The organism is Pseudonocardia sp. TRM90224, from assembly GCF_021245725.1.
Taxonomy (GTDB): domain Bacteria; phylum Actinomycetota; class Actinomycetes; order Mycobacteriales; family Pseudonocardiaceae; genus Pseudonocardia.
The window spans coordinates 1-24,193 of the sequence record NZ_JAJGSX010000043.1; the positions used below are offsets into that span (position 1 = coordinate 1).

Sequence of the window (24,193 nt, forward strand, 5' to 3'; positions counted from 1 at the left end):
GCAGGAAAGCCACTTTCCTGCCCTGTGAGGGCCGGAAAGTGGCTTTCCTGCCCTCGCGTGCGGAACGCACGCATCCCCATGGGAACGACACGGCTGGGTGGTGGCGGGTGTGACACGCCGGGCCGAGGGCGCCCTCCCGCGGGGCGCTATGTACCCTGAAACCCCGTGCAGCCTCGCAGGACGCGTCATCTTTTTGTCACCGGCGGGGTAGCGTCCTCGCTGGGTAAGGGCCTAACGGCGTCGAGCCTCGGCCAACTCCTCACCTCCCGCGGCTTGCGGGTCATCATGCAGAAGCTGGATCCGTACCTGAACGTGGATCCGGGCACGATGAACCCGTTCCAGCACGGCGAGGTCTTCGTCACCGAGGACGGCGCCGAGACCGATCTCGACATCGGCCACTACGAGCGCTTCCTCGACCGGAACCTCTTCGGCCGGGCCAACGTGACCACCGGGCAGGTCTACTCCACGGTGATCGCCAAGGAGCGGCGCGGCGAGTACCTGGGCGACACCGTCCAGGTCATCCCGCACATCACCAACGAGATCAAGGACCGCATCCTCGCGATGGCGGAGCCCGACGAGGACGGGCAGACCCCCGACCTCGTCATCACCGAGGTCGGCGGCACGGTCGGCGACATCGAGTCGCTGCCGTTCCTGGAGGCCGTCCGGCAGGTGCGCCACGACGTCGGACGCGACAACTGCTTCTTCCTGCACGTGTCGCTGGTGCCGTACCTGGCGCCGTCGGGCGAGCTCAAGACGAAACCGACGCAGCACTCCGTCGCAGCTCTGCGCAACATCGGTATCCAGCCCGACGGCCTGGTGCTGCGCGCCGACCGGGAGATCCCCGAGGGGCTCAAGCGCAAGATCAGCTTGATGTGCGACGTCGACACCGACGGCGTCGTCGCGGCCCCCGATGCGCCGTCGATCTACGACATCCCGCGTGTGCTGCACAGCGAGGGCCTCGACGCGTACGTGGTGCGGCGGCTCGGGCTGCCCTTCCGCGACGTCGACTGGACGGTGTGGGGCGACCTGCTCGACCGCGTGCACCACCCCGACGAGACCGCGCGGATCGCACTCGTGGGCAAGTACGTCGACCTGCCCGACGCGTACCTCTCGGTCACCGAGGCGCTGCGCGCGGGCGGGTTCGCGCACCGCTCGCGCGTCGAGATCGTCTGGGTGCCCTCGGACGAGTGCCGCACCCCGGCCGGCGCGGCCGCCGCGCTCGACGGGCTGGACGGCGTGCTCATCCCCGGCGGGTTCGGGGTGCGCGGCATCGAGGGCAAGCTGGGCGCGATCACCTACGCCCGCACCCGCGGCATCCCGACGCTCGGGCTGTGCCTGGGGCTGCAGTGCATGGTGATCGAGGTGGCGCGGTCGGTCGCGAAGCTGGAGAACGCCAACTCGACGGAGTTCGACGAGCGCACCCCGCACCCGGTGATCTCCACGATGGCTGACCAGCGTGACGTCGTCGCAGGTGAGCGCGACATGGGCGGGACGATGCGGCTGGGCGCGTACCCGGCGAAGCTGGGCGCGGGCACCGTCGTGGCCGACGCGTACGCGAGCTCGGAGGTCTCGGAGCGCCACCGGCACCGCTACGAGGTCAACAACTCCTACCGCGAGCGTCTCGAAGCGGCCGGGATGGTCTTCGGTGGCACCTCGCCCGACGGGAAGCTCGTGGAGTTCGTCGAGCTGCCCGCCGAGACGCACCCGTTCTTCGTCGGCACGCAGGCGCACCCCGAGCTCAAGAGCCGCCCGACCCGGCCGCACCCGCTGTTCGGGGCGTTCGTGAAGGCGGCGCTGGCGTACCGGGCCGCCGAGCGGCTGCCCGTCGAGCTGCCGGCGAAGCCGCGCGAGCGGGCCGCGGCGGCGGTGAACGGATCATGACGAGCCCGCGGCACGGCTTCCCCGTGCAGTCGTCGAAGGACATCTACACCGGCAAGGTCATGGCGTTGCGGTCCGACGAGGTCGTGATGCCCGGCGGGAAGGTGGCGGTGCGCGAGGTCGTGGAGCACCCCGGCGCCGTCGCGGTGGCCGCGCTCGACGCCGACGACCGGATCATGATGATCCACCAGTACCGCCACCCCGTCGGGCGGCGGCTGTGGGAGCTGCCGGCCGGCCTGCTCGACGTCCGCGGCGAGGACCCGCTCGCCGCCGCGCAGCGCGAGCTGGCCGAGGAGGCGGGCATCGAAGCCACCGAGTGGTCGGTGCTGGTCGACGTCGCGCCGTCGCCGGGGTTCTCCGACGAGTCGGTGCGGGTGTTCCTCGCCCGTGGCCTCACCGAGGTCGGCCGCCCCGACCTCGGCGACGACGAAGAGGCGGACCTCACCACCCGCTGGGTGTCGCTCTCGGTCGCGGTGCGGATGGCGCTCTCCGGCACGATCGTCAACAGCAGCACCGTCGCCGGGGTGCTCGCGGCACACGTGCTCGCCGGCTCCCCGACGGCCGGCCGGCCCGTCGACGCGCCGTGGACGGACCGCCCCACCCGCTTCGCCGACCGCTGACCCAACTTCCCCACCGTTTTGCCAACCTGCACGCCATTTTGGGCGTGCAGATAGGCAAAACGGTAGGGAAGTTCAGCAGGGCTCCGGGATGGAGCAGCGTCCCTCGCAGTAGCTGTCGCCGTTGGTGCAGGTGAAGCAGGGCCGGAGCCACTGAACGGTGCCGTAGCAGCCGCACCCGATCTCGCCGTCGCGGCGACACGTCACCGCGGGGGCGGCCAGCGCCGCGGCGTTCGGGACGAGCAGTCGCAGCAACCCATCGGCCAGTCGTGTCATCGTGGTGCTCCTTGCTCTCGGTGGGAGCGTGACGACCCACGAGACCACGGCTGCCTCGCACGGAGATCGCAAACGGCTGAACGCCCTCTTATGCACGGAACCTCCCCACCGTTTTGGGCACTTGCGCGCGAAATCGGCGCGCATCCACCCAAAACGGTGGGGAAGTTCGGGGCTAGGTGTGGAAGAGGACGCTGCGGCAGGCGAGGTGCAGGGCGAGGCGTTCGTCGGGGTCGACGAGGTCGACGCCGAGCAGCTCCTGCGCGCGGGCCATACGGGCGGCGACGGTGTTGCGGTGGACGCCGAGCACGGCGGCGGTCTCGGTGAGCGACGACTCGGCGTCGAGGTACGCGGTGAGCGTGCGCAGGAGGTTCCCCGGCTGGTCGCGCAGGGGTTCCAGCATGGAGCGCGCGGCCGGGAGGAACGTGTCGGTGCGGGTCCAGGCGAGCAGGAGCTGGCCGAGGCCGAGCCGGTCGACGTGCACGAAGTAGCCGCTGCTGGAACGGGTCGCGGCGAGGCGCGCGGCGTCACCGGCCTCGCCGAGCGTGCGCGCCAGCCCGGCGACGCCACGCTGCACGCGCCCGACGCCCATCGCGCTGGGCAGCGACGAGCGCAGCAGGCTCTGCGCGCGTCGGGCGGCCGTCGCGTGGCGTTGCAGCTCGGCAGGTGCGGGCTCCTCGGCGAACGTCGTCCAGGCACCCCAACCGGTGCCTTGCTCGACGACGAGCGCGCGGATCTGCGCGGTGTCGAAGGCGCGCAGCACCTCGGGGCGTATCGCCACCGGCTCGACGGAGGCGGGGACGTCGATGCGGATCCCGATGTGCCAGCCCTCCAGCTGCCACCCGGCGTCGAGCGCGCGGCGGCGCGTGCCGGGATCGGGCTCCGCCGCCGGCTGCATGAGCTCGGCCAGCAACGACATGCGCAGGCGGGCGTCGCGCTCGACCGCGAGGCGCTTCTCGGCGAGCCGGTGCCCGACCGTGCCGGCCGCGACGCCGAGCGCGGCCTCCACCGCCGCGACCTCGGCCGGGATGCCCGCGGGAACGGCTGCCGCGAGCCGGGCGGGGCTGCGACCTGCGCCGACGGGCCGGGTGAGCACGGTCGCCTCGTCCGCGTCGGGCGGGCGGGTGCCGGCGACGACCTCACCGGTGCCGTCGAGCAGCCAGACCGGGCGTCGCCAGGCCCGGGCCAGCTCGGCGACGACCTCGTCGACCCCGCCGGCGGCCACGGTGCAGACGGCGGCGGTGCGGGTGAGCAGCTCGGCGAGCACCTGCTCCGGCTCGTGCAGTAGCCGGGTGGCCGCGAGCGCGACGGTGAGCGGGTCGGGCGAGCCGAGCACGGTGATGCCGACGCGGCCGGCGAGCAGGCGGCTCGCGTGGCGCAGCGGCTCGGTGCCGGGCAGCAGCACCGCGACCACACCCGCGGCGGCCGCGCGCCGCAGCAGCGCGTCGAGGTGCCAGTCGTCGCGGTCGCCGGAGAGCGCGACGGCCAGCAGCGAGTGGCGGGCGACAACCGGGTCGGCGCGCAGATCGGCGACGGTCTGGACGGCGCGCACGGCCGTCCCGTCGGCGTCAGCAGCGAGGATCGTCACGCCCGCCCACTCGGGGTGCGCGAGCAGCGCGGAGAGCTGGACGGTCGTCCTCATGCCACGTCCGGGAGCAGCACGGCGTCGCAGTCGAGGCCGAACGAGCGCGGGTCGACGTGCCGCAGCCGTTCCGGCGTGGCGCGCCACCAGGGCGGGCCGGGCAGGACGACCACGAGCACGTCGTCGCCGGGACGCAGCAGGTCGACGGCGATCGGGTCGGACGTGCGCCGGTCGAGCACGCACAACAGGTCGGGGCAGCTGGCCACCGGCACGCCGTCGAGCAGCGCCAGCAGGTACTCGTTCTCGGCCTCGATGCGGAGCACGGCGCCGCCGTCGTCGACGATCGCGATGCCGGCGCGGCCGAATGTGGCCGAGGGGATGCGGGCGATCTCGACGGTGCGGCCCGCGGCCAGCACGCGGCCGCCGAGCCGCGCAGCGAACGCCTCCGGGCCCGTCTCGGCGTGGGCGCGGCCGAGCAGCAGGGCCTTGGCGAGCGTGCCGGCGCAGGCTCCGGTGGCGAGCGACCGGGCGGGATACGGGCCGAGCGCGCTGCCGGCCCACCCGCTGCCCTGTGCGACGACCGAGCGCACGATCCGCTCCAGTGCCCGCGGGCTGGAATGATCGATGAGGACGGCCTGCCCACCGGGCTCGACCAGCGCGAACGGGGTCACGGACGCGCCCGTCGCGGCGGCGGTGAACTGGTCGACCCGGGGCAGCGCGCGGCCCATGAAGTCCGCGTCGACCAGTGGGAGGCCGAGCTCCGCGGCTGTCGTCACGGCGAGCAGGCCGTTCAGCCCCGCCGACTCGAGGGGCATGATCGCGGCCGCCGCGGTGCCGGACCAGCGGGCCAGCGCGTGCACGGCGTCGCGCAGCTCGTGGCCGCTGGGCAGCTTCTCGGTGAGGACGCTCGTTGCGCCGAGCATCCCGGTGGCGACGACCGGGGCGTCGCCGAGGTCGGCGGGGTCGCGCAGCTCGAACTCACCGCCGACGGCGTCGAGGGCACGGCGCAGCGACTGCCGGAACGGGTGCGGGTTGCCGCCCCCGCCGGAGCCGAGCAGCGTCAGACCGACGGTGAACGCCTCGACGTCACCGGTCGTGAGCAGCACGTTCGCCACCGGCGCATGATGCCACCCCGACACCGGACCAAGCTCCCTCACCGTGCCCGATCGCCCGACTCACCGTGCTGAAGGTGTCGACTCGCCGTGCTGAAGGTGTCGACTCACCGCGCTGGAACGTGGGACTCGCGTGCTGGAGCGTGGGACTCGCGTGCCGGAACGTGGGACTCGCGGTGCTGGAAGTGTCGACTCACCGCTCTCGATTGCGCGACTCACCGCTCTGGGACGCGCGACTCACCCGTGTTCTCGACGGGGTGGAACTCCTCGTCCAGCCCGAAGCACGCGGGGCCGAAGACGGCGAGGGCTTCGGGGGTTCGCATGATGTCCGGGGTCGAGATGCCGATGACGACGACCCGCTGGCCGTAGCGCAGCGTCTCCGTCGTGATCGGTTCGCCCGACTCGGCCTCCAGGACGCAGATCAGGTCGGGGACGATGCAGCGCACGACGCCGTCGACCTCGGCGACGAGGTTCTCGTTCTGGAACGACGTGCGCAGCGTCGAGGTGCCGTCGAAGGAGACGAACCGGGCCTTGCCGCGGGCGAAGCCGTCGACGGTGCGCCGCTCGACGTCGGCGACCTTGCCGGCGAACAGCACCCGCAGGTGCGTGTACGGCGTCGGCGCGAGCACCTCGGCGAGCGCCGACACGGGGTCGCGCAGCTGCTCGCGCGCCTCGCGCAGCCCACGCCCGATCGCGAGGCCCAGCGACAGCGTGCGCGGCACCGCGGTGCGTTTCGCGTCGGCGCCGGACATGGCGTACTCGGCGATCAGCGCGGCCCCGCCCATGCGGATCGCGGCGCCCCTGGCCAGCCACTCCATGCGGCGGTTGTCGGGCCCGGTGTTGATCAGCACGTGCTCGCCGTGGTCGCCCGCGACGACCATGGGCGAGCCGGGGACGCCGTAGACGCCGAACGTCTCCATCTGCAGCTCGGGGAACGCGCGTCCCATCCCGTCGGCGTCGACGACGGGCAGCCCGGTGCGGGCCGCGACGACCAGCGGGATCATCGAGTTGATGCCGCCGCACTCGATCGGCATCGTCGCGTCGGCGGTGCGGCCCAGCTCCCGCTCGAGCGCCCGCAGCGCCAGCACGGCCTCGTCGCCGCGCGGGATCTTCTCGACCATGACGGTGGGCGCGCCCATCATCGCGGTCGGGACGACGAACGCGTCGTCGTCGATGTCGTCGAGGTCGAGCACGGTCACCGGGCCGTGCTCGCGCATCGCCGCCTCGACCATCAACCGACCGATGTAGGGGTCACCGCCGCCTCCGGTCCCCAGCAGCGCGGCGCCGCGGGCCAGGTCGGGCAGGTCGGCGGGGGTGAGCGTCCAGCTCATGCTCGTTCGTCCCAGCGCACCGGGTCGGTGCTGTAGCCGAAGTACCGCGGCCCGGTCAGCGCGATCCCTCCTTCGGAGTGCCAGCGCTCGTCGCACGGCGCCGCCAGCACCGTCACGCGGTGGCCGAAGCGCAGCGCCTCCGTGGTGATCGGTTCGCCGGTGTCGGTGTCGAGCACGATGATCAGGTCGGGTGTCGTCACCTCGACGGTGCCGTCGCGCACCGCGACCAGGTGCTCGTTCTGGAACTCCAGCGTCAGCTCGCCCGCCGGCCCGGAGATGACGGCCGTGCCGCGGGCGAACCCGGTGGTGGTGCGCCGGGCGACGTCGGTGACCTTTCCGCTGTGCAGCGCGCGCCCGCCCAGCTCGCGGGTCGCGGCGCTGACGGGGTCGCCGTGCGCGGCCCGCGCCTCGGCCACCGCGCGCCCGATCCGGACGCACAGGCTCAGCGTCCCGTCGACGAGGCACTCGCGCGCCTGGTCGCCGCGCATCGCGTAGTTGGAGATCAGCGCCGAGCAGCCCATGGTGATCGTCAACGCCCGGGCCAGCGACTCCGACGACCGGTTGTCGATCGTGGTGAGCAGCCCGACGTTGCCCTTCTCGTCGGCGATCGACATCGGCGTGGCCGCGATCCCGTAGAGCGTCGGCAGCACCATCTGCAGCTCGGGGAATGCGCGGCCCATCCCGTCGGCGTCGACCACCGGCAGGCCGAGTTGCGCGGCTGCGACCAGCGGGAACGTCGAGTTCAGGCCGCCGGCCTCGATGCAGGCGATGTGCGTGGGCGTGACCCCGAGGTGCTCGGCGAGTGCCGTGACGGCGTACCCGACCCGCTCGGTCGCCGGGGTCTTCTCGACCATGACGGTCGGCGCGCCCATCATCGCGACCGGCAGCACGCAGGCGTCGTCGGGCAGGTCGGCCGGCCGGACGAGCGCGACGGGCCCGTGCTCGCGGATGGCCTGCGCGGCGAGCAGCCGCCCGATGTAGGGGTCGCCCCCGCCGCCGGTGCCGAGCACGGCCGCGCCGCGCGCGAGCGCTTCCAGGTCGTCGAGATCGATCTGGGTGGTGGACGTGCCGGTGGTGGGTGTGACGGTCGTGGTCATGAGCCCAGCCCTGCCGCGTGCTCGATCCGCAGATCCCCGACGGCCTTGCAGCGGATGCGCGTGGCGTTGCCCGGCAGGTAGGGGATCGGCACTTCGTCGAAGTCGACGATCTCGACGGTCGCCGGGTCGGCGCCGGCGACGACGGCGCGGTCGACGGCCTCCTGCCGGGCCTCGTCGACGGCGGCGTCGCGGCGGCCGGGCTCGATCGCGAACACGCGGTCGACCTCGCCGCCGACCTGCGCGATCGCTGCACCGATGGCGTTGGCGACGGCGAAGTGTTCCGGCCGGTGCACCGGCCCCAGCCCGGGGAACTCGTCGGGCAGCAGCACGGAGCCGCCGCCGACGGCGACGACGGGCATCGGGTCGGGGGAGATCCGCATGCGGTCCACGACGTCGGCGACGTCGGCGGCGATGCGGTCGAGCGCGGCGGCGACCTCGGCGGGGTCGAGCCCCGCGACGAGCGCGCGGTCGCCGATCGCGACCCGGCCGGCCGCGACGGCGAAGTCGGTGGCCGTGCGGACGTCGCCGCCGAAGACGAGTGCCTGCTCGGTGAGGCGGTAGCCGACCGATTCGGGGCCGACCCGGACGTCCGCGCCGCTGCCGCGCACGAGGCTGCCGCCGCCGAGCCCGATGCTGAGCACGTCGGGCATGCGGAAGTTGGTGCGCACCCCCGCGACGCTGACCTCGACGGTCGCCTCGCGCGGGAACCCGCCGGTGAGCACGCCGACGTCGGTGGTGGTGCCGCCGACGTCGACGACGGCGCAGGTCGCGAGCCCGGAGAGGACCGCGGCACCGCGCATGGAGTTGGTCGGGCCCGACGCGAAGGTCGCAACCGGGTAGCGCCGGGAGAACCCGACGTCCATCAGGGTGCCGTCGTTCTGGCTCAGGTACAGCGGCGCGGAGATGCCCTGGCCCTCGACGGAGGCGGCGAGCCCGTCGACGATCCGGGCGGCGAGCTCGCGCAGCGCCGCGTTGATGATCGTCGCGTTCTCCCGCTCCAGCAGCCCGACCCGGCCGATCTCGTGGGAGAGCGAGATCGGGACGTCCGGGCCGAGCTCCTCGGCGATCACCTCCGCCGCCCGCAGCTCGAACTCCGTGTTGACCGGGGAGAACACCGACGAGATCGCCACCGACCGGACGCCGGACGCGGCCATGTCGGCGGCGTGGCGGCGCAGCTCCGGCTCGTCCAGCGGCGAGATCGGGCGCCCGTCGAACTCGTGGCCGCCGTGCGCGAGGTAGGCACGGCCCTGGATCGCGTCGACCAGCCGCTGCGGCCAGTCGACCATCGGCGGCAGCGACGCCGTCGCGGGCAGCCCGAGCCGCAGCGCCGCGGTCGGCGCGAGCCCGCGCGCCTCGACGAGCGCGTTGATGAAGTGCGTCGTGCCGATCATCACCGCGCGGACGTCCGCAGGTGGGAAGGGGTGCTGCGCCTGCAGGTCCGTCAGTGCGAGCACGATCCCCGAGGTGACGTCGGGTGTGGTGGCCGCCTTGACCGCTGCGAGCACGGTGCTGCCGTCCATGAGCACCGCATCGGTGTTGGTGCCGCCGACGTCGATCCCGATCCGCATCAGATCCCTTCCCGAACACTGGTGGTGACCTCGGGCGACTCCCCGAAGGTCCGGCTCACACCGACCCCGCGGACCAGCCCGAGCTTGCCGGCCACGACGTAGAGCACGAACGCGGCGACGAGCGAGTTGATGCTGGGCAGCCCCCAGCTGACGAACTGACCGATGAGCGCGGCAGCGCCCCAGATGATGAGCGTGGCCGGTACCCACGTCGGTGCGGTCTCCGGCAGCGTGCCGGCGGCTCGGGAGCGTTCGAGCTCCGGGCGCCACGTTTTCACGACGAAGTACTCGGCGACCATGATCCCCGCGATCGGCGGGAACGCGACACCCAGCAGCGACAGGAACCCGATGAAGCTGTCGAGGATGCCGCCCGCGGCCAGCAGGCTGCCGGCGACGCCGAGCATGAGCGTCGTCACCGCGCGGTTGACCCGCTTGCCCAGCACCGTGCCGACGAAGTTCACGACACCGAGGCCCGAGCTGTAGAGGTTCCAGTCGTTGATCTTCAGCGTGCCCAGGATGATCACCAGGGTGCCGACCCAGCCGACCGAGGAGGTGACGATCGTGATGATGTCGTCGGACCGGATGGCGTGCGCGAGCAGCACCCCCGACATGCCGATCATGTACTCGCCGAGCGTGAACCCGACGACCGTCTGCTTGACGACGTCAGCGCTGGAGCGGTTGAAGCGGGTCATGTCGGCGGTGATCACGGCGCCGACGATGAAACCGCCGGCGACGAGCGTCGTGCCCTGCAGGAGCGTCAGCGCGGGACCAGGCGGCGGGGAGGCGACCAGTGCGCCGACGTCGTGGTTGAACAGCTCGCTGCCGATCGACCACGCGACGAGCACGATGAACGCCGGCACCGTGATGTAGGCGACCCACTTCATCGAGGCGAAGCCCCAGAGCACGATGAACGTCACCGCCAGCCCGAACAGCAGCGCCCACAGCCACGCCGGCAGCACCCCGACCAGGCTGACCAGCCCAGCTGCCGAGACGCCCGACTGGATGCCGAACCAGCCGATCAGGCTGATGCCGATCGCGACCCCGACGACGGCGCTGCCGCCCTGGCCGAACCCGGTCCAGCGGGCGAGCACGGAGGTCTGCAGCCCCTCGCGGGCGCCGATGATGCCGACGCCGATCGCGACCAGCTCGAGGATCACCGCGCCGAGGGTGAACGCGAGGAACGCGTCCCAGAACATCATCCCGAACCCGAGCGTCGAGCCGAGGAGGAACTGGCTCAGCGCGGACACCTGGCCGAAGCGCTGGACGGCGACCGACCACCAGGAGTACCTCTGCTCCTGCGGGACGCGGACCAGTGCGAAGTCGTCGACACCCACCGAACTCATCAGATCTCCTCTGCGGTTCCGACTGCGTCGTGCGGTCACGGAGCCTCTGCGGCGACCGGATTGCGTCACCGTAATCGCAGGTCAATGGCCCGTCACGAGGCTGAATGCCATGGCGCGGCGGGTTGGGTGTGCGATGTGCACTGTCGAGAGTTACGCAGAAGATCTCTTCAGTCCCTGGTCGTTACCACTGGTATCCGCCAGGATCGTTCGGGTGACCGTCGATGGGCTGAATGCAGACCCCCACGCCACGAACGCGCAACTGCGGGCTGAAGGCCCCGTCATCAAGGTCGTCGCCCCGGATGGCCTCGAGCACTGGTTGATCACCCGCTACGACGTCGCACGCGCAGCGTTGGCCGACGACCGGTTGGCGAAGGACCCCCGCCACGGATGGGCGGCGCTGGAGGCGGCCGGCCGCGTCTCGGGCCGGCCCGAAGACATGAGCCGCCACCTGCTGACCAGCGACCCACCCGACCACACGCGCCTGCGCGGGCTCGTGAGCAGCACGTTCACGCCGCGCAAGGTCGCCGGGATGAAGCCGAAGGTGCAGCAGATCGTCACCGGCATCCTCGACGGGATCGCGGCGAACGGCACGGCCGACGCGATCGCGGAGATCGCGCTGCCGATCTCGTTCAGCGTGATCGAGGACCTGCTGGGCGTCCGGGTCGACGACCGCGCCGCGTTCCGGACGTGGACGACCGCCGCGCTCACCCAGGTGGCGGATGCCGAGCGGACGATGTCGCGGCAGGAGGGCGCCGAACGCCTGGGAGCGTACGTCGAGCGGCTGGTGGACGCCCGCTACGACGACGCGGCCGCGGACGCTCCCGGCGCCGCGCCCGGCGACATCGTCGGCGGCCTCATCACCGCGCAGACCGACGAGGGCACGCTCAGCCGCGACGAGGTCGTCGAGATGACCCGGTTCCTGCTCTTCTCGGGCCACGAGACCACCACGAACCTGATCGGCTCGGCGCTCGCGGCGCTGCTCACCCACCCCGAGCAGCGTGCGCTGCTGCGGCGCCGGCCCGACCTGATGCGCTCGGCCGTCGAGGAGGTGCTGCGGTTCGAAGGATCGACGGCGCAGACGTCCCCGCGGTTCGCGCTCGAAGACATCGAGCTGGGCGGGACGACGATCCCCGCGGGCAGCATCGTCGTCATCGCGCTGGCGGCGGCCAACCGCGACCCCGACGCGTTCCCCGACCCCGACCGGTTCGACCTCACCCGCAGCTGGACGCCGCACCTCGCGTTCGGGCACGGCGCGCACTTCTGCGTCGGCGCGCCGCTCGCGCGGATGGAGACCGACATCGCGCTGCGGTCGATTCTCGACCGGTTCCCCGACATCGCGCTCGTGGAGCCGGACCGGCCGCTGGAATGGCGTCCGACGCACGTCTTCCGCGGGTTGGAACGGCTCCCGGTCACCTGGAGCCCGTGACCTGGGGGTGCCTGGAAAGCCACTTTCCAGGCGCGTGGGGCCGGGAAAGTGGCTTTCCAGGCGCCTCGTGCCTCGGGCTGCGGCCGCCACACATCAGATGTCCCGGCCCGTCGCACTAGGGTGCGTGCCATGCGCTTCGGACTGTTCGTTCCCCAAGGCTGGCGGCACGACCTCGTAGGCATCGATCCCAAGGACCACTGGGCAACCATGAGGGGGCTGGCGCAGCACGCCGACGCCGGCCCGTGGGAGTCCATCTGGGTGTTCGACCACTTCCACCCCGTGCCCGTGCCCACCGACGAGGCGGTGCACGAGGCGTGGACGCTCATGTCGGCGTTCGGTGCGGTCACCGAGCGGGTGCGGCTGGGCCAGATGTGCACGTGCATGAGCTACCGCAACCCCGCCTACCTCGCGAAGGTCGCCGCGACCTGCGACATCGTCTCCGGCGGCCGCATCGAGATGGGCATCGGCGCCGGCTGGTACGAGCACGAGTGGCGCGCGTACGGGTACGGGTTCCCGAGCGGGCCGGACCGGCTGCGGATGCTCGACGAGGGCGTGCAGATCATGCGGCAGGCCTGGACGGAAGGACGGGCCACGTTCAGCGGGAAGTTCTACCAGGTCGACGGCGCGCTGGTGCGTCCGTTGCCGCTGCAGGAGGGCGGCATCCCGATCTGGATCGCGGGCGGCGGCGAGAAGGTCACGCTCAAGATCGCCGCGAAGTACGCGAGCTACACCAACTTCGACGGCACGCTCGAAGGCTTCAACCGCAAGTCGGAGCTGCTCAAGGAGCACTGCAAGACCGTCGGCACCGACTTCGACGCGATCACCCGCTCGGCCAACTACAACGTTGCCATCGGCTCCACCGAGGCGGAGGTGCAGGACCGGCTGGCCGAGCTCGCCGACCGCATCCGCCCCTTCGGCGGCGAGAAGGGGGTCGAGCGGCAGCTCGGCGCGGTCCGCGGCATGCCGGCGTGCGGGACGCCCGAGCAGATCGTCGAGAACCTCACCGCGCTGAAGAAGGCCGGCATGACCTACGGCATCTTCAACTTCGCCGAGGCCGCGTACGACCGCTCGGGCATCGAGCTGTTCGAGCGCGAGGTCATCCCGGCGCTCGTCTGACCGGCGGGCCCTGGGCCTTCGGCCCGACGTCAGGAAAGCCACTTTCATGCAACGACGTTGCATGAAAGTGGCTTTCCTGAACGCCCCCGGCGCGGCCCCGCAACTGCCGGCGCGCCGCGCCGCTCGCCCGAGGGCTGGGAGGGCAGGAAAGCCACTTTCCGGCCCTCACACAGGGCAGGAAAGTGGCTTTCCTGCCCACGGCCCGGCGCGCCCCGGCACACGCAGGTGGCCTCGGCGGGGGACGATGGGGGTGTGGGGGCCCGACCTGCCGACGTCGTGGAGGCGTACCTGCACCACCTCGCCGTGGAGCGGGGGAGTGCGGTCAACACGCTGCGCTCGTACGCCAACGACCTGCGCCGATATGTCGATCACCTCGCCACTGCCTCGCTCGATGATCTAGACGCCGTGCGTGAGCAGGATGTCGCCGGTTTCGTCGCGGCGCTGCGCAGCGGCCCGCAGGCGCTTGCGGCGTCGTCGGCGGCCCGCGCCCTGGCGGCGGTCCGGGGCCTGCACCGGTTCGCGTTGCGCGACGGGCTCGTCGCCGCGGACGTCGCGCGGGAGGTGACGCCGCCGGCGCTGCCGTCGCGGCTGCCGAAGACGTTGAGCGTCGACGAGGTGGAGCAGCTGCTCGCCGGGTGCGTCGGGACCGGCGCCGGTCCGATCCGCGACCGGGCGTTGCTGGAGCTGCTCTATTCGACGGGCGCGCGGATCTCCGAGGCCGTCGGCGTCGACATCGACGACCTGGACACCGCCCACCGCACCGTGCTGCTGCGCGGCAAGGGCGGCAAGCAGCGGATCGTGCCGGTCGGGCGGCCGGCGCTGGCGGCGGTCGACGCGTACCTCGTGCAGGCGCGGCCCGCGCTCGCGGCGAAGGGGCGCGGCACGCCGGCGCTCTTCCTCAACGCGCGCGGCGCCCGCCTCACCCGCCAGAGCGCATGGCATGCGCTGCACGGCGCGGCCGACACCGCGGGCCTGTCCGCCGCCGTCTCGCCGCACACGCTGCGGCACTGCTTCGCGACCCACCTGCTCGCCGGCGGCGCCGACGTCCGCGTGGTGCAGGAGCTGCTGGGGCACGCGTCGGTGACGACGACGCAGGTCTACACGCATGTCACCGTCGACACCTTGCGCGAGGTGTACGCGACGAGCCATCCGCGGGCGCTGCGGTGACCGGATAGCGTTCGCGTGTGATCCGCGTCTTGGTGGCCGAGGACGTGCGCATCCTGCTGGAGGCGCTCGTCGGGTTGCTGAAGCTCGAGCCCGACATCGATGTCGTCGCCGGCGTCGAGTCGGGTGCGGCCATCGTGCCGGCCGCAGTCGAGCACGAGCCGGACGTCGCGGTGCTCGACATCGGCCTGCCCGAGCTCGACGGGCTGTCCGCCGCGGCGCTGCTGCACGAGCGGCTGCCGACGTGCCGGGTGCTGATCCTCACCGGTGTGAACAAGCCGGGGGACCTGCGCAGGGGGCTCGCCGCGAACGTCGCGGGATTCATGCTCAAGGACTCGCGGCCGGCCGACCTCGCCGCCGCGATCCGGACGGTCGCCGCGGGCGGGCGGGTGCTCGACCCGCAGCTCGCCTACGGGGCGCTGGATGTCGCGAACAGCCCGTTGACCGAGCGCGAGGCCGACGTCCTGCGCCTGACCGCCGCGGGCGCCTCGCCGCGCGAGGTCTCCGCCGAGCTGTTCCTGACCTACGGGACCGTGCGCAACTACCTCGCCTCCGCGGTCACCAAGCTCGGCGCCCGCAACCGTGTCGACGCTATCCGGATCGCGACAGAATCGGGCTGGCTCTAGGCCGAATGCCGAGCCGCACATGCAATTTGCACCTCCGCCCATGCATCTGTCACTACGACTGACCAGTTTTACTCGGGCAGACTTCCTGCATGGAAAACATCACGCCGTTCACGATTGAGATCGGGGACGAGGAGCTTGCCGACCTGCGCGACCGGCTGGCTCGGACCCGCTGGACCGACGAGCTCCCGCCGTCGGAGCTCGAAGGCGTCCCCGTGTCCGGACCTGTGGCTCCTGGCTGGCAGTACGGGGTGCCGAGGGCCTACGTGGAGAAGCTGGTCGGTCGCTGGCTGGAGTCGTACGACTGGCGTGCGCACGAGGCGCGACTGAACAGCTACCCGCAGTTCACCACCACGATCGACGGCCAGAACGTCCATTTCGTGCACATCCCGTCGGAAAACCCGAACGCCGTTCCATTGATCCTGACGCACGGCTGGCCGAACACCTTCGTGGAGTACCTCGGACTGGTCGAGTCGCTGACCGCTGATTTCCACCTCGTCATTCCGTCCATTCCGGGACATGGGTTCTCCGGGCCGACGCGGGAGCGCGGGTGGGACGCCGCGCGGGTGGCGCGGGCGTGGGCCGAGCTGATGCGCCGGCTGGGCTACTTCAGCTACGGCGTCCACGGCAACGACGCCGGGGCGATCATCGGGCCGCTGCTCGGCCGGATCGACGCGGCGCACGTGCTCGGCGTGCACGTCAACCAGATCTTCTCGTTCCCGTCGGGCGACCCGGCCGAGTTCGCCGGCCTCTCCCAGGACGACATGGCGTACCTGGGCTTCCTGCAGTCGTTCGTCGACTACGCCATCCACGACAAGGCGCAGAAGGCGCAGCCGCAGACGCTTTCGCACGCGCTGGCGGACTCGCCCGCGGGCCAGCTCGCCTGGATCGGCCAGCTGCTCGGCGAGGCCCTCGACCCCGACGACGTGCTCACCATCGCCTCGATCTACTGGTTCACCAACACCGCCGCGTCCTCGGCGCGGTTCTACTACGAGAACGACCAGTCGTCGGAGCAGCTCGAGCCGACGACGTTCCCGATCGGGCTCGCCAGCTTCGTCAACGACTTCCGGCCCATCCGCGTGTTCGTCGAGCGCGACCACAAGAACGTGGTGGCCTGGAACGAGTACGACCGGGGCGGCCACTGGGCGGCGCACGACGCGCCCGACCTGCTCGCGGAGGACATCCGCGCGTTCTTCACCTCGCTCAACGACAAGAAGGGTTCCTGACATGACCGATGAGACGACGAGCTGGCCGGTTCTGGAAGAGGCGCACGGCGCGCTGCGAGGCGCCGTCGCCGGCGTCACCGACTGGAACGCGGCCACCCCGTGCGCCCAGTGGAACGCCACGCAGGTCCTCCAGCACGCTGCGGGCGACCAGATCGCGTTCGCGGCGTTCCTGACGGGTGGCCCCGGCCCGTCGGAGGACCCCTTCGCGCCCTCCGGCTCCCTCGAGAGCTCCCCGGGGAGCGTCGCGGAGCTGGCGCTGAAGCAGTCGGCCGACGCGTGGGCCGCTGTTGCGGCCGACGCCACCGAGGTCTCGGTGCCCGTCCCGCCGAACTCGATGTCCGCCGCGATGGGGGTCGGTGCGTGCGCGCTCGACGCCGTCGTCCACGCGTGGGACCTCGCCGTCGCGAGCGGGCAGCCCAGCCCGCTGAGCGACTCGATCGCCCGCGAGCTGCTCCCCGTCGCACAGCAGATCGTCGAGCCGCTGCGGGCGTACGGCGCGTTCGCCGCGGCGCTTCCCCCGGAGGCCGGCGACGGCGACGCCGCCGTGCTGCTGCGCTACCTGGGCCGCCGCCCCGACTGGTCGGCCTGATCCTGCCTGACCCGTAAGGCCTGAAGTTCCCCACCGTTTTGCCCACTTGCGGACCCCCAAGCCGTGCAGGTTGGCAAAACGGTGGGAACTTTCGGCTGTGGTGCCCGGGTTGCACCCATATGTGCAGTAACTGCAACTTGCAGTGAGTGCAAGATCGTGGGTAGCGTCGATGACATGCAGATCACGGTGGGCAGGGATCGGTGCATCGGCGCGGGGCAGTGCGTGCTCGCCGCGCCGGAAGTCTTCGACCAGGACGACGACGGCACGGTCGTGCTGTTGCAGGAGCACCCGCCCGCCGAGCTGCAGGACGGTGCCCGGCAGGCCGCGCAGCGTGCCCGGCGGCGGTCATCGAGGCTGTCACCGAAGTGGGTGCCCGATGAGCACCGCTGCGCTGCCCACGTTCCCGATGGGACGGCGGCAGTTCGACCCGCCGGTCGAGTTCGCCGGCCTGCCGCCGATCAGCCCGGTCCGGATGCCCAGCGGGGCGACCGGTTGGGCGGTCACGGCGCTGGCTCCGGCGAAGGCGCTGCTCGCCGACCCGCGCGTCAGCTCCGACCGCAGCCGGACCGAGTCGCCCATCCCCGGGTTGAACCGGCGTTTCGACGCGATCGAGCCCGGCATGTTCATCGCGATGGACGACCCGGAGCACGCGCACTACCGCAGGATGCTGACCGGCCAGTTCACCGTCCGGCGCATGCGTGCGCTGGAAGGGCGGGTCGAGGAGATCGTCCGCGACCAGCTCGACGCGCTGGTCGCCGCCGGGGCGCCGGGTGACCTGGTGGCCGAGTTCGCGTTGCCGGTGCCGTCGCTGGTCATCTGCGAGCTGCTCGGCGTGCGGTACGACAGCCGCGAGGAGTTCCAGGAGACGACGAAGACGCTGCTGTCGCTGACGGCGACCCAGGAAGAGGTCTTCGAGGCGAGGCGGCGGGTGCGGGACTTCCTGACCGAGCTGGTCGCCGCCAAGCGCAAGCAGCCCGACGACGCGCTGATCTCGGGGCTCATCGAGGCGGGCGCCCTCACCGACCAGGAGCTCGTCAACATCTCGATGCTGCTGCTGATCGCCGGGCACGAGACGACGGCCAACATGCTCTCGCTCGGCACGTTCGCGCTGCTGCAGAACCCGGAGCAGATGCGGTTGCTGCGCGCGGACCCCGAGCTGATGCCCACCGCCGTCGAGGAGCTGCTGCGTTACCTGACGATCGTCGGCAGCCTGGGTCTCGCCCGCGTCGCCGCCGAGGACATCGAGATCGACGGGGTGCGCATCAGTGCAGGCGAGACGGTGTTGATCTCGTTGCCGGCGGTGAACCGCGATCCGCACCTCGCGGAGGATCCGGACACGCTGGACATCACCCGGCCGCGCACGAGCCACGTCGCGTTCGGACACGGTATCCACCAGTGCCTCGGCCAGCAGCTGGCGCGCACCGAGATGAAGATCGGGTACCGGCAGCTGCTCGACCGGTTCCCGACACTCGAACTGGCCTGCGACCCGCAGGACGTGCCACTGCGCACCGACATGGGCATCTACGGCGTGCACGCGCTCCCGGTCCGCTGGTGAGCGGCCGTCCGAGCTGATTCCGATCCGGCTGAGGAAAGGACACCGCACGTGAGCACCACGGTCGACCCCACGCACCTGCCGACGTTCCCGCTCGGGCGGCGGCGCTTCGACCCGCCGGCCGAGTTCGCGGGCCTCCCGCCGATCAGCCCGATCCGGCTGCCCAGCGGGGCGGCCGGCTGGGCGGTGACCGCGCTGGCTCCGGCGCGTGCGTTGCTCGCCGACCCACGCCTCAGTGCCGACCGCACGAAGGCCGAACTGCCGGTCGCCGAGCTGAACGAACGGTTCCAGGGCCCTGTCCCGCCGGGGATGTTCCTGCTGATGGACGACCCGGACCACGCGCATTACCGCAAGATGCTGACCGGACAGTTCACCGTCCGGCGCATGCAGGCGCTGGAGGCGCGGGTCGAGGAGATCGTGACCGAGCGGTTGGACGCGCTGGCGGCGGCCGGCTCGCCGGGCGACCTGGTGGCCGAGTTCGCGCTGCCGGTGCCGTCGCTGGTCATCTGCGAGCTGCTCGGCGTGCCCTACGAGCGCCGCGCGGAGTTCCAGCACACCACCAAGACGCTGCTGTCGGTGGACGCGACGCCCGAGCAGCTCACCGAGGCCCGGCAGCAGGTCGGGGAGTTCATGGCCGACCTCGTGGCCGGCAAGCGGGCCCGGCCCGACGACGCGGTGATCTCCGGGCTCATCGCCGGCTACGACCTCACCGACGCCGAGCTGATCAACATCTCGATGCTGCTGCTGATCGCCGGGCACGAGACGACGGCCAACATGCTCTCGCTCGGCACGTTCACGCTGCTGCAGAACCCGGAGCAGATGCGGTTGCTGCGCGAGCAGCCCGAGCTGATGCCCACTGCCGTCGAGGAGCTGCTGCGCTACCTCAGCATCGTGGCGAGCTTCGGCCTGCCGAGGACCGCGACGTCCGATATCGAGATCGACGGTGTGCGCATCGGTGCAGGTCAGACGGTGTTGATCTCGCTGCCGGCGGTGAACCGCGATCCGCACCTCGCGGAGGATCCGGACACGCTGGACATCACCCGGCCGCGCACGAGCCACGTCGCGTTCGGACACGGTATCCACCAGTGCCTCGGCCAGCAGCTGGCGCGCACCGAGATGAAGATCGGGTACCGGCAGCTGTTGGACCGCTTCCCGACACTCGCGCTCGCCTGCGACCCGCAGGACGTCCCGCTGCGCACCGACATGACCATCTACGGTGCGCATGCGCTGCCCGTCCGCTGGTGACACGCAGTAATCTGCCGGGATGACCGCCCCTACGCTGCGGGAACGCAAGAAGCTGCAGACCCGCCGCAGCCTCGGCGACGCAGCGCGTCGCCTCGCCCTGCAGCATGGGGTGCGTGCGGTCAGCTGCGAGGACATCGCCGAGGACGCCGGGGTGTCGGCGCGCACCTTCTTCAACTACTTCGCCACGAAGGAAGAGGCGATCCTCAACGGCAACGCGGACTTCTGGAACGTCCTGTCCGCCGCGTTCCGGAACCGGCCGGCAGCGGATCCGATCGATGTCGCGTTCCTCGACGCGGCACGGGAGGTGCTCGGCCGCGACGACGCGCCCGCCGGCGGCTGGCTCCGCGACACGCGATCGCTGTGCGAGCGCAACCCCGAGCTGATCGCCCCGCTCCTCGCGCTCTACGACGACGTCGGCCGCACGATCCGGCAGATCGTCGCCGACCGGACGGGGACGGACCCGGAACGGGACATGTACCCGCGGCTCGTGGCGGGATGTCTGGTCCTGAGCTGGCGCCTCGCGCACGTCGAGGGGGAGGAGCCGGGGTCACCGGACCGGTTGCTCGCCCATCTCGAGGTGGCGCTCAGGCAGCTGTCGGCGGGCATCAACAATCCGGCAGAACTCGGCAGCTGAACCGGCATCGTCACGCCGCTGGGACGTCGGCCACGTCGTAGTAGACCGGGATCCCGCGCTCCTTCGCGATCGCGACGTCCTGGTCGGCGCCCGTGGACTCGCCGGGCAGTCGTAGCACGGCGTCGCAGTGCTGGAGCAGCCGCTCGGCGGTCGCGTAGAAGACCTCTTCATCCTGGTCGGCGCCGCGCAGGACGGGGAGGGCGACCCACTCGCCGATCATCGGGATGTGCCCGGCGCGGAAGATCGGCCATGCGGCCTCCTCCAGCCTGGCGAGGTTCGCGGCCATCAGCTCGGGGTCGTTCCCGGTGTTGGAGCGGTACGGGCCGGCGATGAGGATCAGCTGTGGTGTGCTCACGCTCCTCACGGTAACGTGCATAAGTCGGAACAAACAAGGGAGAACGTGCATGCTGGCGGCTCAGCGCAAGGACCTGCTGCTCGACCGGTTGCGTGTCGACGGGCGGATCGTCGCCAAGGACCTCGCGGCGGAGCTGGGGGTCTCGGAGGACAGCGTCCGGCGCGACCTGCGCGAGCTGGCGGCCGCCGGGCTGTGCCAGCGCGTCTACGGCGGCGCGCTGCCGGCCTCGCCCGCGGTCGCCGACCACGCGGTCCGGGAGGGCGTGGCGGTGGCGAGCAAGCAGCGGGTCGCGGCGATCGCGGCCACGCTCGTGCGTCCCGGCTCGACGGCGATCCTCGACGGCGGCACGACCGCGCTGGCCGTCGTGCGGGCGCTGCCCCGCGACCTGTCCGCCACCATCGTCACGCACAGCCCCGCGGTGGCCGTCGCGCTGGTGGACCATCCGGGCGTCGAGGTGTTCCTGCTGGGTGGACGGCTGTTCCGGCACTCGCTGGTGACCTGCGGGGCGGCCGCGGCTGAATCGGCCGCCGGCGTCTCGGCCGACGTCTTCCTGCTCGGCGTCACGGGTGTGCACCACGAGGCCGGGCTGACCACCGGCGACGCCGACGAGGCCGCCATGAAGCGCGCCTTGTCCCGTCGCGCGGCCGATACCTTCGTGATGGCGAGCGCGGAGAAGATCGGCGCAGCGTCACGGTTCGCGGTGCTGCCGCTCGCGGGGGTGACCGGTGTCGTCACCGACGCGGAGCAGGGAAGCGCTGCGCTTCAAGACCTGGTCACGGCCGGTGCTGCCCTGATCACGGAGGGATGATCTTTGCGACACGCCGGGCCACCCTCCGTACGCCGGACGGCCACCGCCCGGTAACGTCCCGGCTCCATCGGCCGTCCCTGGCCGATCGGACGACCACAACACGGCGGGGCGCGTTGCCGGTCGTCCGTCCGTGCTCCTACGCTGCGCAGACGGCCCTGACGGGGGTCGCCCGCGACAGACCGGAGCCCGCATGGACACAACGCGGCCCTTCGCCCCCAGCCCGGAGCCGCTCGACGACGAGTCGGAGATCCCGTTCGACTCGGTGGGGAGACACCGCTTGAAGGTGCCTGAGCCGGCTCCACTGACAGAGCACGGTCCCGCGCGCGTGATCGCCGTCGCCAACCAGAAGGGCGGCGTGGGCAAGACGACGTCCACGATCAACCTGGGCGCCTCGCTGGCCGAGTACGGCCGCAAGGTACTGCTGGTGGACTTCGACCCGCAGGGTGCGCTCTCGGTCGGTCTCGGCGTGCAGGCGCACGAGCTGGAGACCACCATCTACAACCTCTTGATGGAGCGCTCCGTCGAGATCGACGACGTGATCCGCAAGACCAACGTCGACGGCATGGACCTGCTGCCCAGCAACATCGACCTGTCCGCCGCCGAGGTGCAGCTGGTCACCGAGGTCGGCCGGGAGCAGGCGCTCGGGCGGGCCATCAAGCCGGTGCTCGACCGCTACGACGTCATCCTGATCGACTGCCAGCCGTCGCTCGGCCTGCTCACGATCAACGCGCTGGCCTGCGCCGACGACATCCTCATCCCGCTGGCGTGCGAGTTCTTCAGCCTCCGCGGCGTGGCGCTGCTAATGGACACCGTCGACAAGGTCCAGGACCGGCTCAACCCCGACCTGAAGATCATCGGGATCCTGGCGACGATGTTCGACCCGCGCACATTGCACACCAAGGAGGTGCGCCAGCGGGTCATCGAGGCCTTCGGCGACCTGGTGTTCGAGTCGGTGATCAACCGCACGGTCCGGTTCCCGGAGACGACCGTCGCCGGCGAGCCGATCACGACGTGGGCCCCGACGTCCGCGGGGGCAGAGGCCTACCGCCTGCTGGCCCGCGAGGTCATCGCCCGGTGACGCTGCTCAGCGAGCAGCCGCCGGTGCCTGCGCCCGACGGCGCCGGGTTGCCGGCGCGTCCCCGTTTCACCGTCCGGCTGCACAACTTCACCGGGCCGTTCGACCTGCTGCTGCAGCTGATCGGCAAGCACGAGCTCGACATCACCGAGATGGCGCTGCACACCGTCACCGACGACTTCATCGCGCACCTCGCGCAGCTCGGTGACGACGCCGACCTCGACGAGACGACGGAGTTCCTCGTCATCGCGGCGACCCTGCTCGACCTGAAGGCCGCCCGGCTGCTGCCCGACGCCGAGGTCGAGGACGCCGAGGACCTCGCGCTGCTCGAAGCGCGCGACCTGCTCTTCGCCCGGCTGCTGCAGTACCGCGCCTACAAGAAGGTCGCGGAGCTGTTCGTCGAGCTCGAAGCGGGCGCGATGCGCCGGTTCCCGCGCTCGGTGGCGTTGGAGGAGCGGTTCGCGGCGCTGCTGCCCGAGGTGCTGCTCGGCGTCGACCCCGACACGTTCGCCGAGCTCGCCGCGACGGTGTTCCGGCCGAAGCCGCCGCCGACCGTCGGCCTCGACCACCTGCACGCCGCCCAGGTGTCCGTCCCCGAACACGCGGCGATCCTGCGGGAACGGCTGGCGCGGCTCGGCACGGCCACGTTCGCGACGCTGACCGCCGACTGCGCAGGGCCGCTGGAGGTGGTGGCGCGGTTCCTCGCGGTGCTCGACATGTACCGTGAAGCCTGCATCGACCTGGAGCAGCCGGAGCCGTTCGGCGAGCTCACAGTACGCTGGACACCCGATGCCCAGCCCGGCGCGACGCCGGCTGAACCCCCTGATGAGCGTGAGTGAAGACCGGCCAGTGAGCCCCACCTCCCTACCGACCGAAGGGTCGGAACTGGACGGCGACCTCGTCGCCGCCGAACTGGCCGATGACCTGGCCGCCGCCGATCTCGATGACGCTGCTCTGGGTGGCGCTGCTCTGGATGGCGCTGCTCTGGGTGGCGCTGCTCTGGATGGCGCTGAACTCGACGCCGACCCCGAGCTCGCCGAAGACACCGCGCTCGAAGCGGCGCTGGAGGCGTTGCTGCTGGTCGTCGACGCGCCCACCGACGAGGAGACGCTGGCGCTGGCGTTGGCGCAGCCCGTCGCGCGGGTGCGTCCGGCGTTGCTGCGGCTCTCCGAGAGCTACGCCGCGGCCGGGCGGGGCATCGACCTGCGCCGGGCCGGTGAGGGCTGGCGCTTCTACACACGCGATACGTACGCCCCGTACGTCGAGCGGCTGCTCCTCGACGGGCAGCGCGCCCGGCTCACCAGGGCGGCGCTGGAGACATTGGCCGTGGTGGCCTACCGGCAGCCCGTCACGCGTGCGCGCGTGTCGGCGGTGCGGGGTGTGAACTGCGACGGGGTGCTGCGCACGCTGCTCACCCGTGGCCTGGTGCAGGAGGCCGGTGTCGACCCTGCGACGCAGGGCACGCTCTTCTGCACGACCGAGCTGTTCCTGGAGCGACTCGGGCTCTCGTCGGTGGAGGAGCTGCCGCCCTTGGCGCCGCTGCTCCCCGATATTGACGCGATCGACGAGCTCTGACCGGCGG

Annotated in this window: 23 protein-coding genes and 1 pseudogene; 16 read left to right on the forward strand and 8 right to left on the reverse strand. The window is 71.7% G+C overall.

The window, feature by feature from the left end; all coding sequences use genetic code 11:
* Nucleotides 1–165 precede the first annotated feature (165 nt).
* Both LL648_RS36165 and LL648_RS36170 read left to right on the forward strand, forming a co-directional pair.
* Entirely contained in the window at nt 166–1,881 is a 1,716-nt protein-coding gene (locus LL648_RS36165; protein ID WP_232667344.1) for a CTP synthase, read from the forward strand.
* On the forward strand, nt 1,878–2,498 hold the full coding sequence (locus LL648_RS36170) for an NUDIX domain-containing protein (protein WP_232667345.1): 621 nt from the start codon (nt 1,878–1,880) through the stop codon (nt 2,496–2,498). Before LL648_RS36165 ends, LL648_RS36170 begins: the two co-directional genes overlap by 4 nt.
* 72 nt (nt 2,499–2,570) lie before the next feature.
* Here LL648_RS36170 and LL648_RS36175 read toward each other — a convergent pair whose 3' ends face one another.
* The 7 genes from LL648_RS36175 to LL648_RS36205 form a co-directional block, all read right to left on the reverse strand.
* The gene (locus tag LL648_RS36175; protein ID WP_232667346.1) at nt 2,571–2,771 is read right to left on the reverse strand and encodes a hypothetical protein; all 201 of its coding nucleotides are present in this window, start codon (nt 2,769–2,771) and stop codon (nt 2,571–2,573) included.
* Nucleotides 2,772–2,943: 172 nt separating this feature from the next.
* On the reverse strand, nt 2,944–4,410 hold the full coding sequence (locus LL648_RS36180; protein ID WP_232667347.1) for a PucR family transcriptional regulator: 1,467 nt from the start codon (nt 4,408–4,410) through the stop codon (nt 2,944–2,946).
* Nucleotides 4,407–5,465 carry a DUF917 domain-containing protein gene (locus LL648_RS36185; protein WP_232667348.1) on the reverse strand — a complete coding sequence of 353 codons (1,059 nt, stop codon included), beginning with the start codon at nt 5,463–5,465 and terminating at the stop codon, nt 4,407–4,409. The genes LL648_RS36180 and LL648_RS36185 overlap by 4 nt, the downstream gene beginning before the upstream one ends.
* A gap of 212 nt (nt 5,466–5,677) precedes the next feature.
* Nucleotides 5,678–6,793 (reverse strand): DUF917 domain-containing protein, encoded by a 1,116-nt coding sequence (locus LL648_RS36190; RefSeq protein ID WP_232667349.1) that lies wholly within the window; start codon nt 6,791–6,793, stop codon nt 5,678–5,680.
* Nucleotides 6,790–7,890, reverse strand: a complete 1,101-nt coding sequence (locus LL648_RS36195) for a DUF917 domain-containing protein (RefSeq protein WP_232667350.1) — start codon at nt 7,888–7,890, stop codon at nt 6,790–6,792. Before LL648_RS36195 ends, LL648_RS36190 begins: the two co-directional genes overlap by 4 nt.
* On the reverse strand, nt 7,887–9,458 hold the full coding sequence (locus tag LL648_RS36200; RefSeq protein ID WP_232667351.1) for a hydantoinase/oxoprolinase family protein: 1,572 nt from the start codon (nt 9,456–9,458) through the stop codon (nt 7,887–7,889). The genes LL648_RS36195 and LL648_RS36200 overlap by 4 nt, the downstream gene beginning before the upstream one ends.
* Complete coding sequence (locus LL648_RS36205; RefSeq protein ID WP_232667388.1) at nt 9,458–10,801, reverse strand: purine-cytosine permease family protein; 1,344 nt, start codon at nt 10,799–10,801, stop codon at nt 9,458–9,460. Before LL648_RS36205 ends, LL648_RS36200 begins: the two co-directional genes overlap by 1 nt.
* A gap of 208 nt (nt 10,802–11,009) precedes the next feature.
* Between LL648_RS36205 and LL648_RS36210 the strand changes: the two genes are divergently transcribed.
* The 10 genes and pseudogenes from LL648_RS36210 (at nt 11,010) to LL648_RS36255 (ending at nt 20,373) form a co-directional block, all read left to right on the forward strand.
* Nucleotides 11,010–12,224, forward strand: coding sequence for a cytochrome P450 family protein (locus LL648_RS36210; RefSeq protein WP_232667352.1), 1,215 nt, complete (start codon nt 11,010–11,012; stop codon nt 12,222–12,224).
* Nucleotides 12,225–12,353: 129 nt separating this feature from the next.
* Nucleotides 12,354–13,340, forward strand: coding sequence for an LLM class F420-dependent oxidoreductase (locus LL648_RS36215; protein WP_232667353.1), 987 nt, complete (start codon nt 12,354–12,356; stop codon nt 13,338–13,340).
* 252 nt (nt 13,341–13,592) lie between these two features.
* The gene (gene xerD / locus LL648_RS36220) at nt 13,593–14,507 is read left to right on the forward strand and encodes a site-specific tyrosine recombinase XerD (protein WP_232667354.1); all 915 of its coding nucleotides are present in this window, start codon (nt 13,593–13,595) and stop codon (nt 14,505–14,507) included.
* A 17-nt stretch (nt 14,508–14,524) separates the two neighbouring features.
* Nucleotides 14,525–15,130 (forward strand): response regulator transcription factor, encoded by a 606-nt coding sequence (locus LL648_RS36225; RefSeq protein ID WP_232667355.1) that lies wholly within the window; start codon nt 14,525–14,527, stop codon nt 15,128–15,130.
* Between the two features lie 89 nt (nt 15,131–15,219).
* Entirely contained in the window at nt 15,220–16,353 is a 1,134-nt protein-coding gene (locus tag LL648_RS36230) for an epoxide hydrolase family protein (RefSeq protein WP_232667356.1), read from the forward strand.
* A gap of 1 nt (nt 16,354) precedes the next feature.
* Nucleotides 16,355–16,942: a TIGR03086 family metal-binding protein gene (locus LL648_RS36235; RefSeq protein ID WP_232667357.1), complete on the forward strand. Its 588-nt coding sequence runs from the start codon at nt 16,355–16,357 to the stop codon at nt 16,940–16,942.
* Between the two features lie 174 nt (nt 16,943–17,116).
* Nucleotides 17,117–17,224 (forward strand): annotated as a pseudogene (locus LL648_RS36240) (ferredoxin); the annotation flags it as partial.
* Nucleotides 17,225–17,318: 94 nt separating this feature from the next.
* Entirely contained in the window at nt 17,319–18,497 is a 1,179-nt protein-coding gene (locus LL648_RS36245) for a cytochrome P450 (protein ID WP_232667358.1), read from the forward strand.
* 48 nt (nt 18,498–18,545) lie between these two features.
* Entirely contained in the window at nt 18,546–19,739 is a 1,194-nt protein-coding gene (locus LL648_RS36250; RefSeq protein WP_232667359.1) for a cytochrome P450, read from the forward strand.
* 19 nt (nt 19,740–19,758) lie between these two features.
* Nucleotides 19,759–20,373, forward strand: coding sequence for a TetR/AcrR family transcriptional regulator (locus LL648_RS36255; protein WP_232667360.1), 615 nt, complete (start codon nt 19,759–19,761; stop codon nt 20,371–20,373).
* Between the two features lie 10 nt (nt 20,374–20,383).
* Here the strand turns inward: LL648_RS36255 and LL648_RS36260 are convergent, their stop codons facing one another.
* Complete coding sequence (locus LL648_RS36260) at nt 20,384–20,728, reverse strand: DUF4406 domain-containing protein (RefSeq protein WP_232667361.1); 345 nt, start codon at nt 20,726–20,728, stop codon at nt 20,384–20,386.
* Between the two features lie 49 nt (nt 20,729–20,777).
* On the opposite strand from LL648_RS36260, the gene LL648_RS36265 reads away from it, so the two are divergent.
* From LL648_RS36265 to scpB, 4 genes are all read left to right on the forward strand, one after another.
* Nucleotides 20,778–21,536, forward strand: a complete 759-nt coding sequence (locus LL648_RS36265) for a DeoR/GlpR family DNA-binding transcription regulator (protein WP_232667362.1) — start codon at nt 20,778–20,780, stop codon at nt 21,534–21,536.
* Between the two features lie 190 nt (nt 21,537–21,726).
* Entirely contained in the window at nt 21,727–22,614 is an 888-nt protein-coding gene (locus LL648_RS36270; RefSeq protein ID WP_232667363.1) for a ParA family protein, read from the forward strand.
* A 2-nt stretch (nt 22,615–22,616) separates the two neighbouring features.
* Nucleotides 22,617–23,450 (forward strand): segregation and condensation protein A, encoded by an 834-nt coding sequence (locus LL648_RS36275; RefSeq protein ID WP_374112157.1) that lies wholly within the window; start codon nt 22,617–22,619, stop codon nt 23,448–23,450.
* A gap of 10 nt (nt 23,451–23,460) precedes the next feature.
* Nucleotides 23,461–24,186, forward strand: coding sequence for an SMC-Scp complex subunit ScpB (gene scpB, locus LL648_RS36280; RefSeq protein WP_232667364.1), 726 nt, complete (start codon nt 23,461–23,463; stop codon nt 24,184–24,186).
* Nucleotides 24,187–24,193 lie beyond the last annotated feature (7 nt).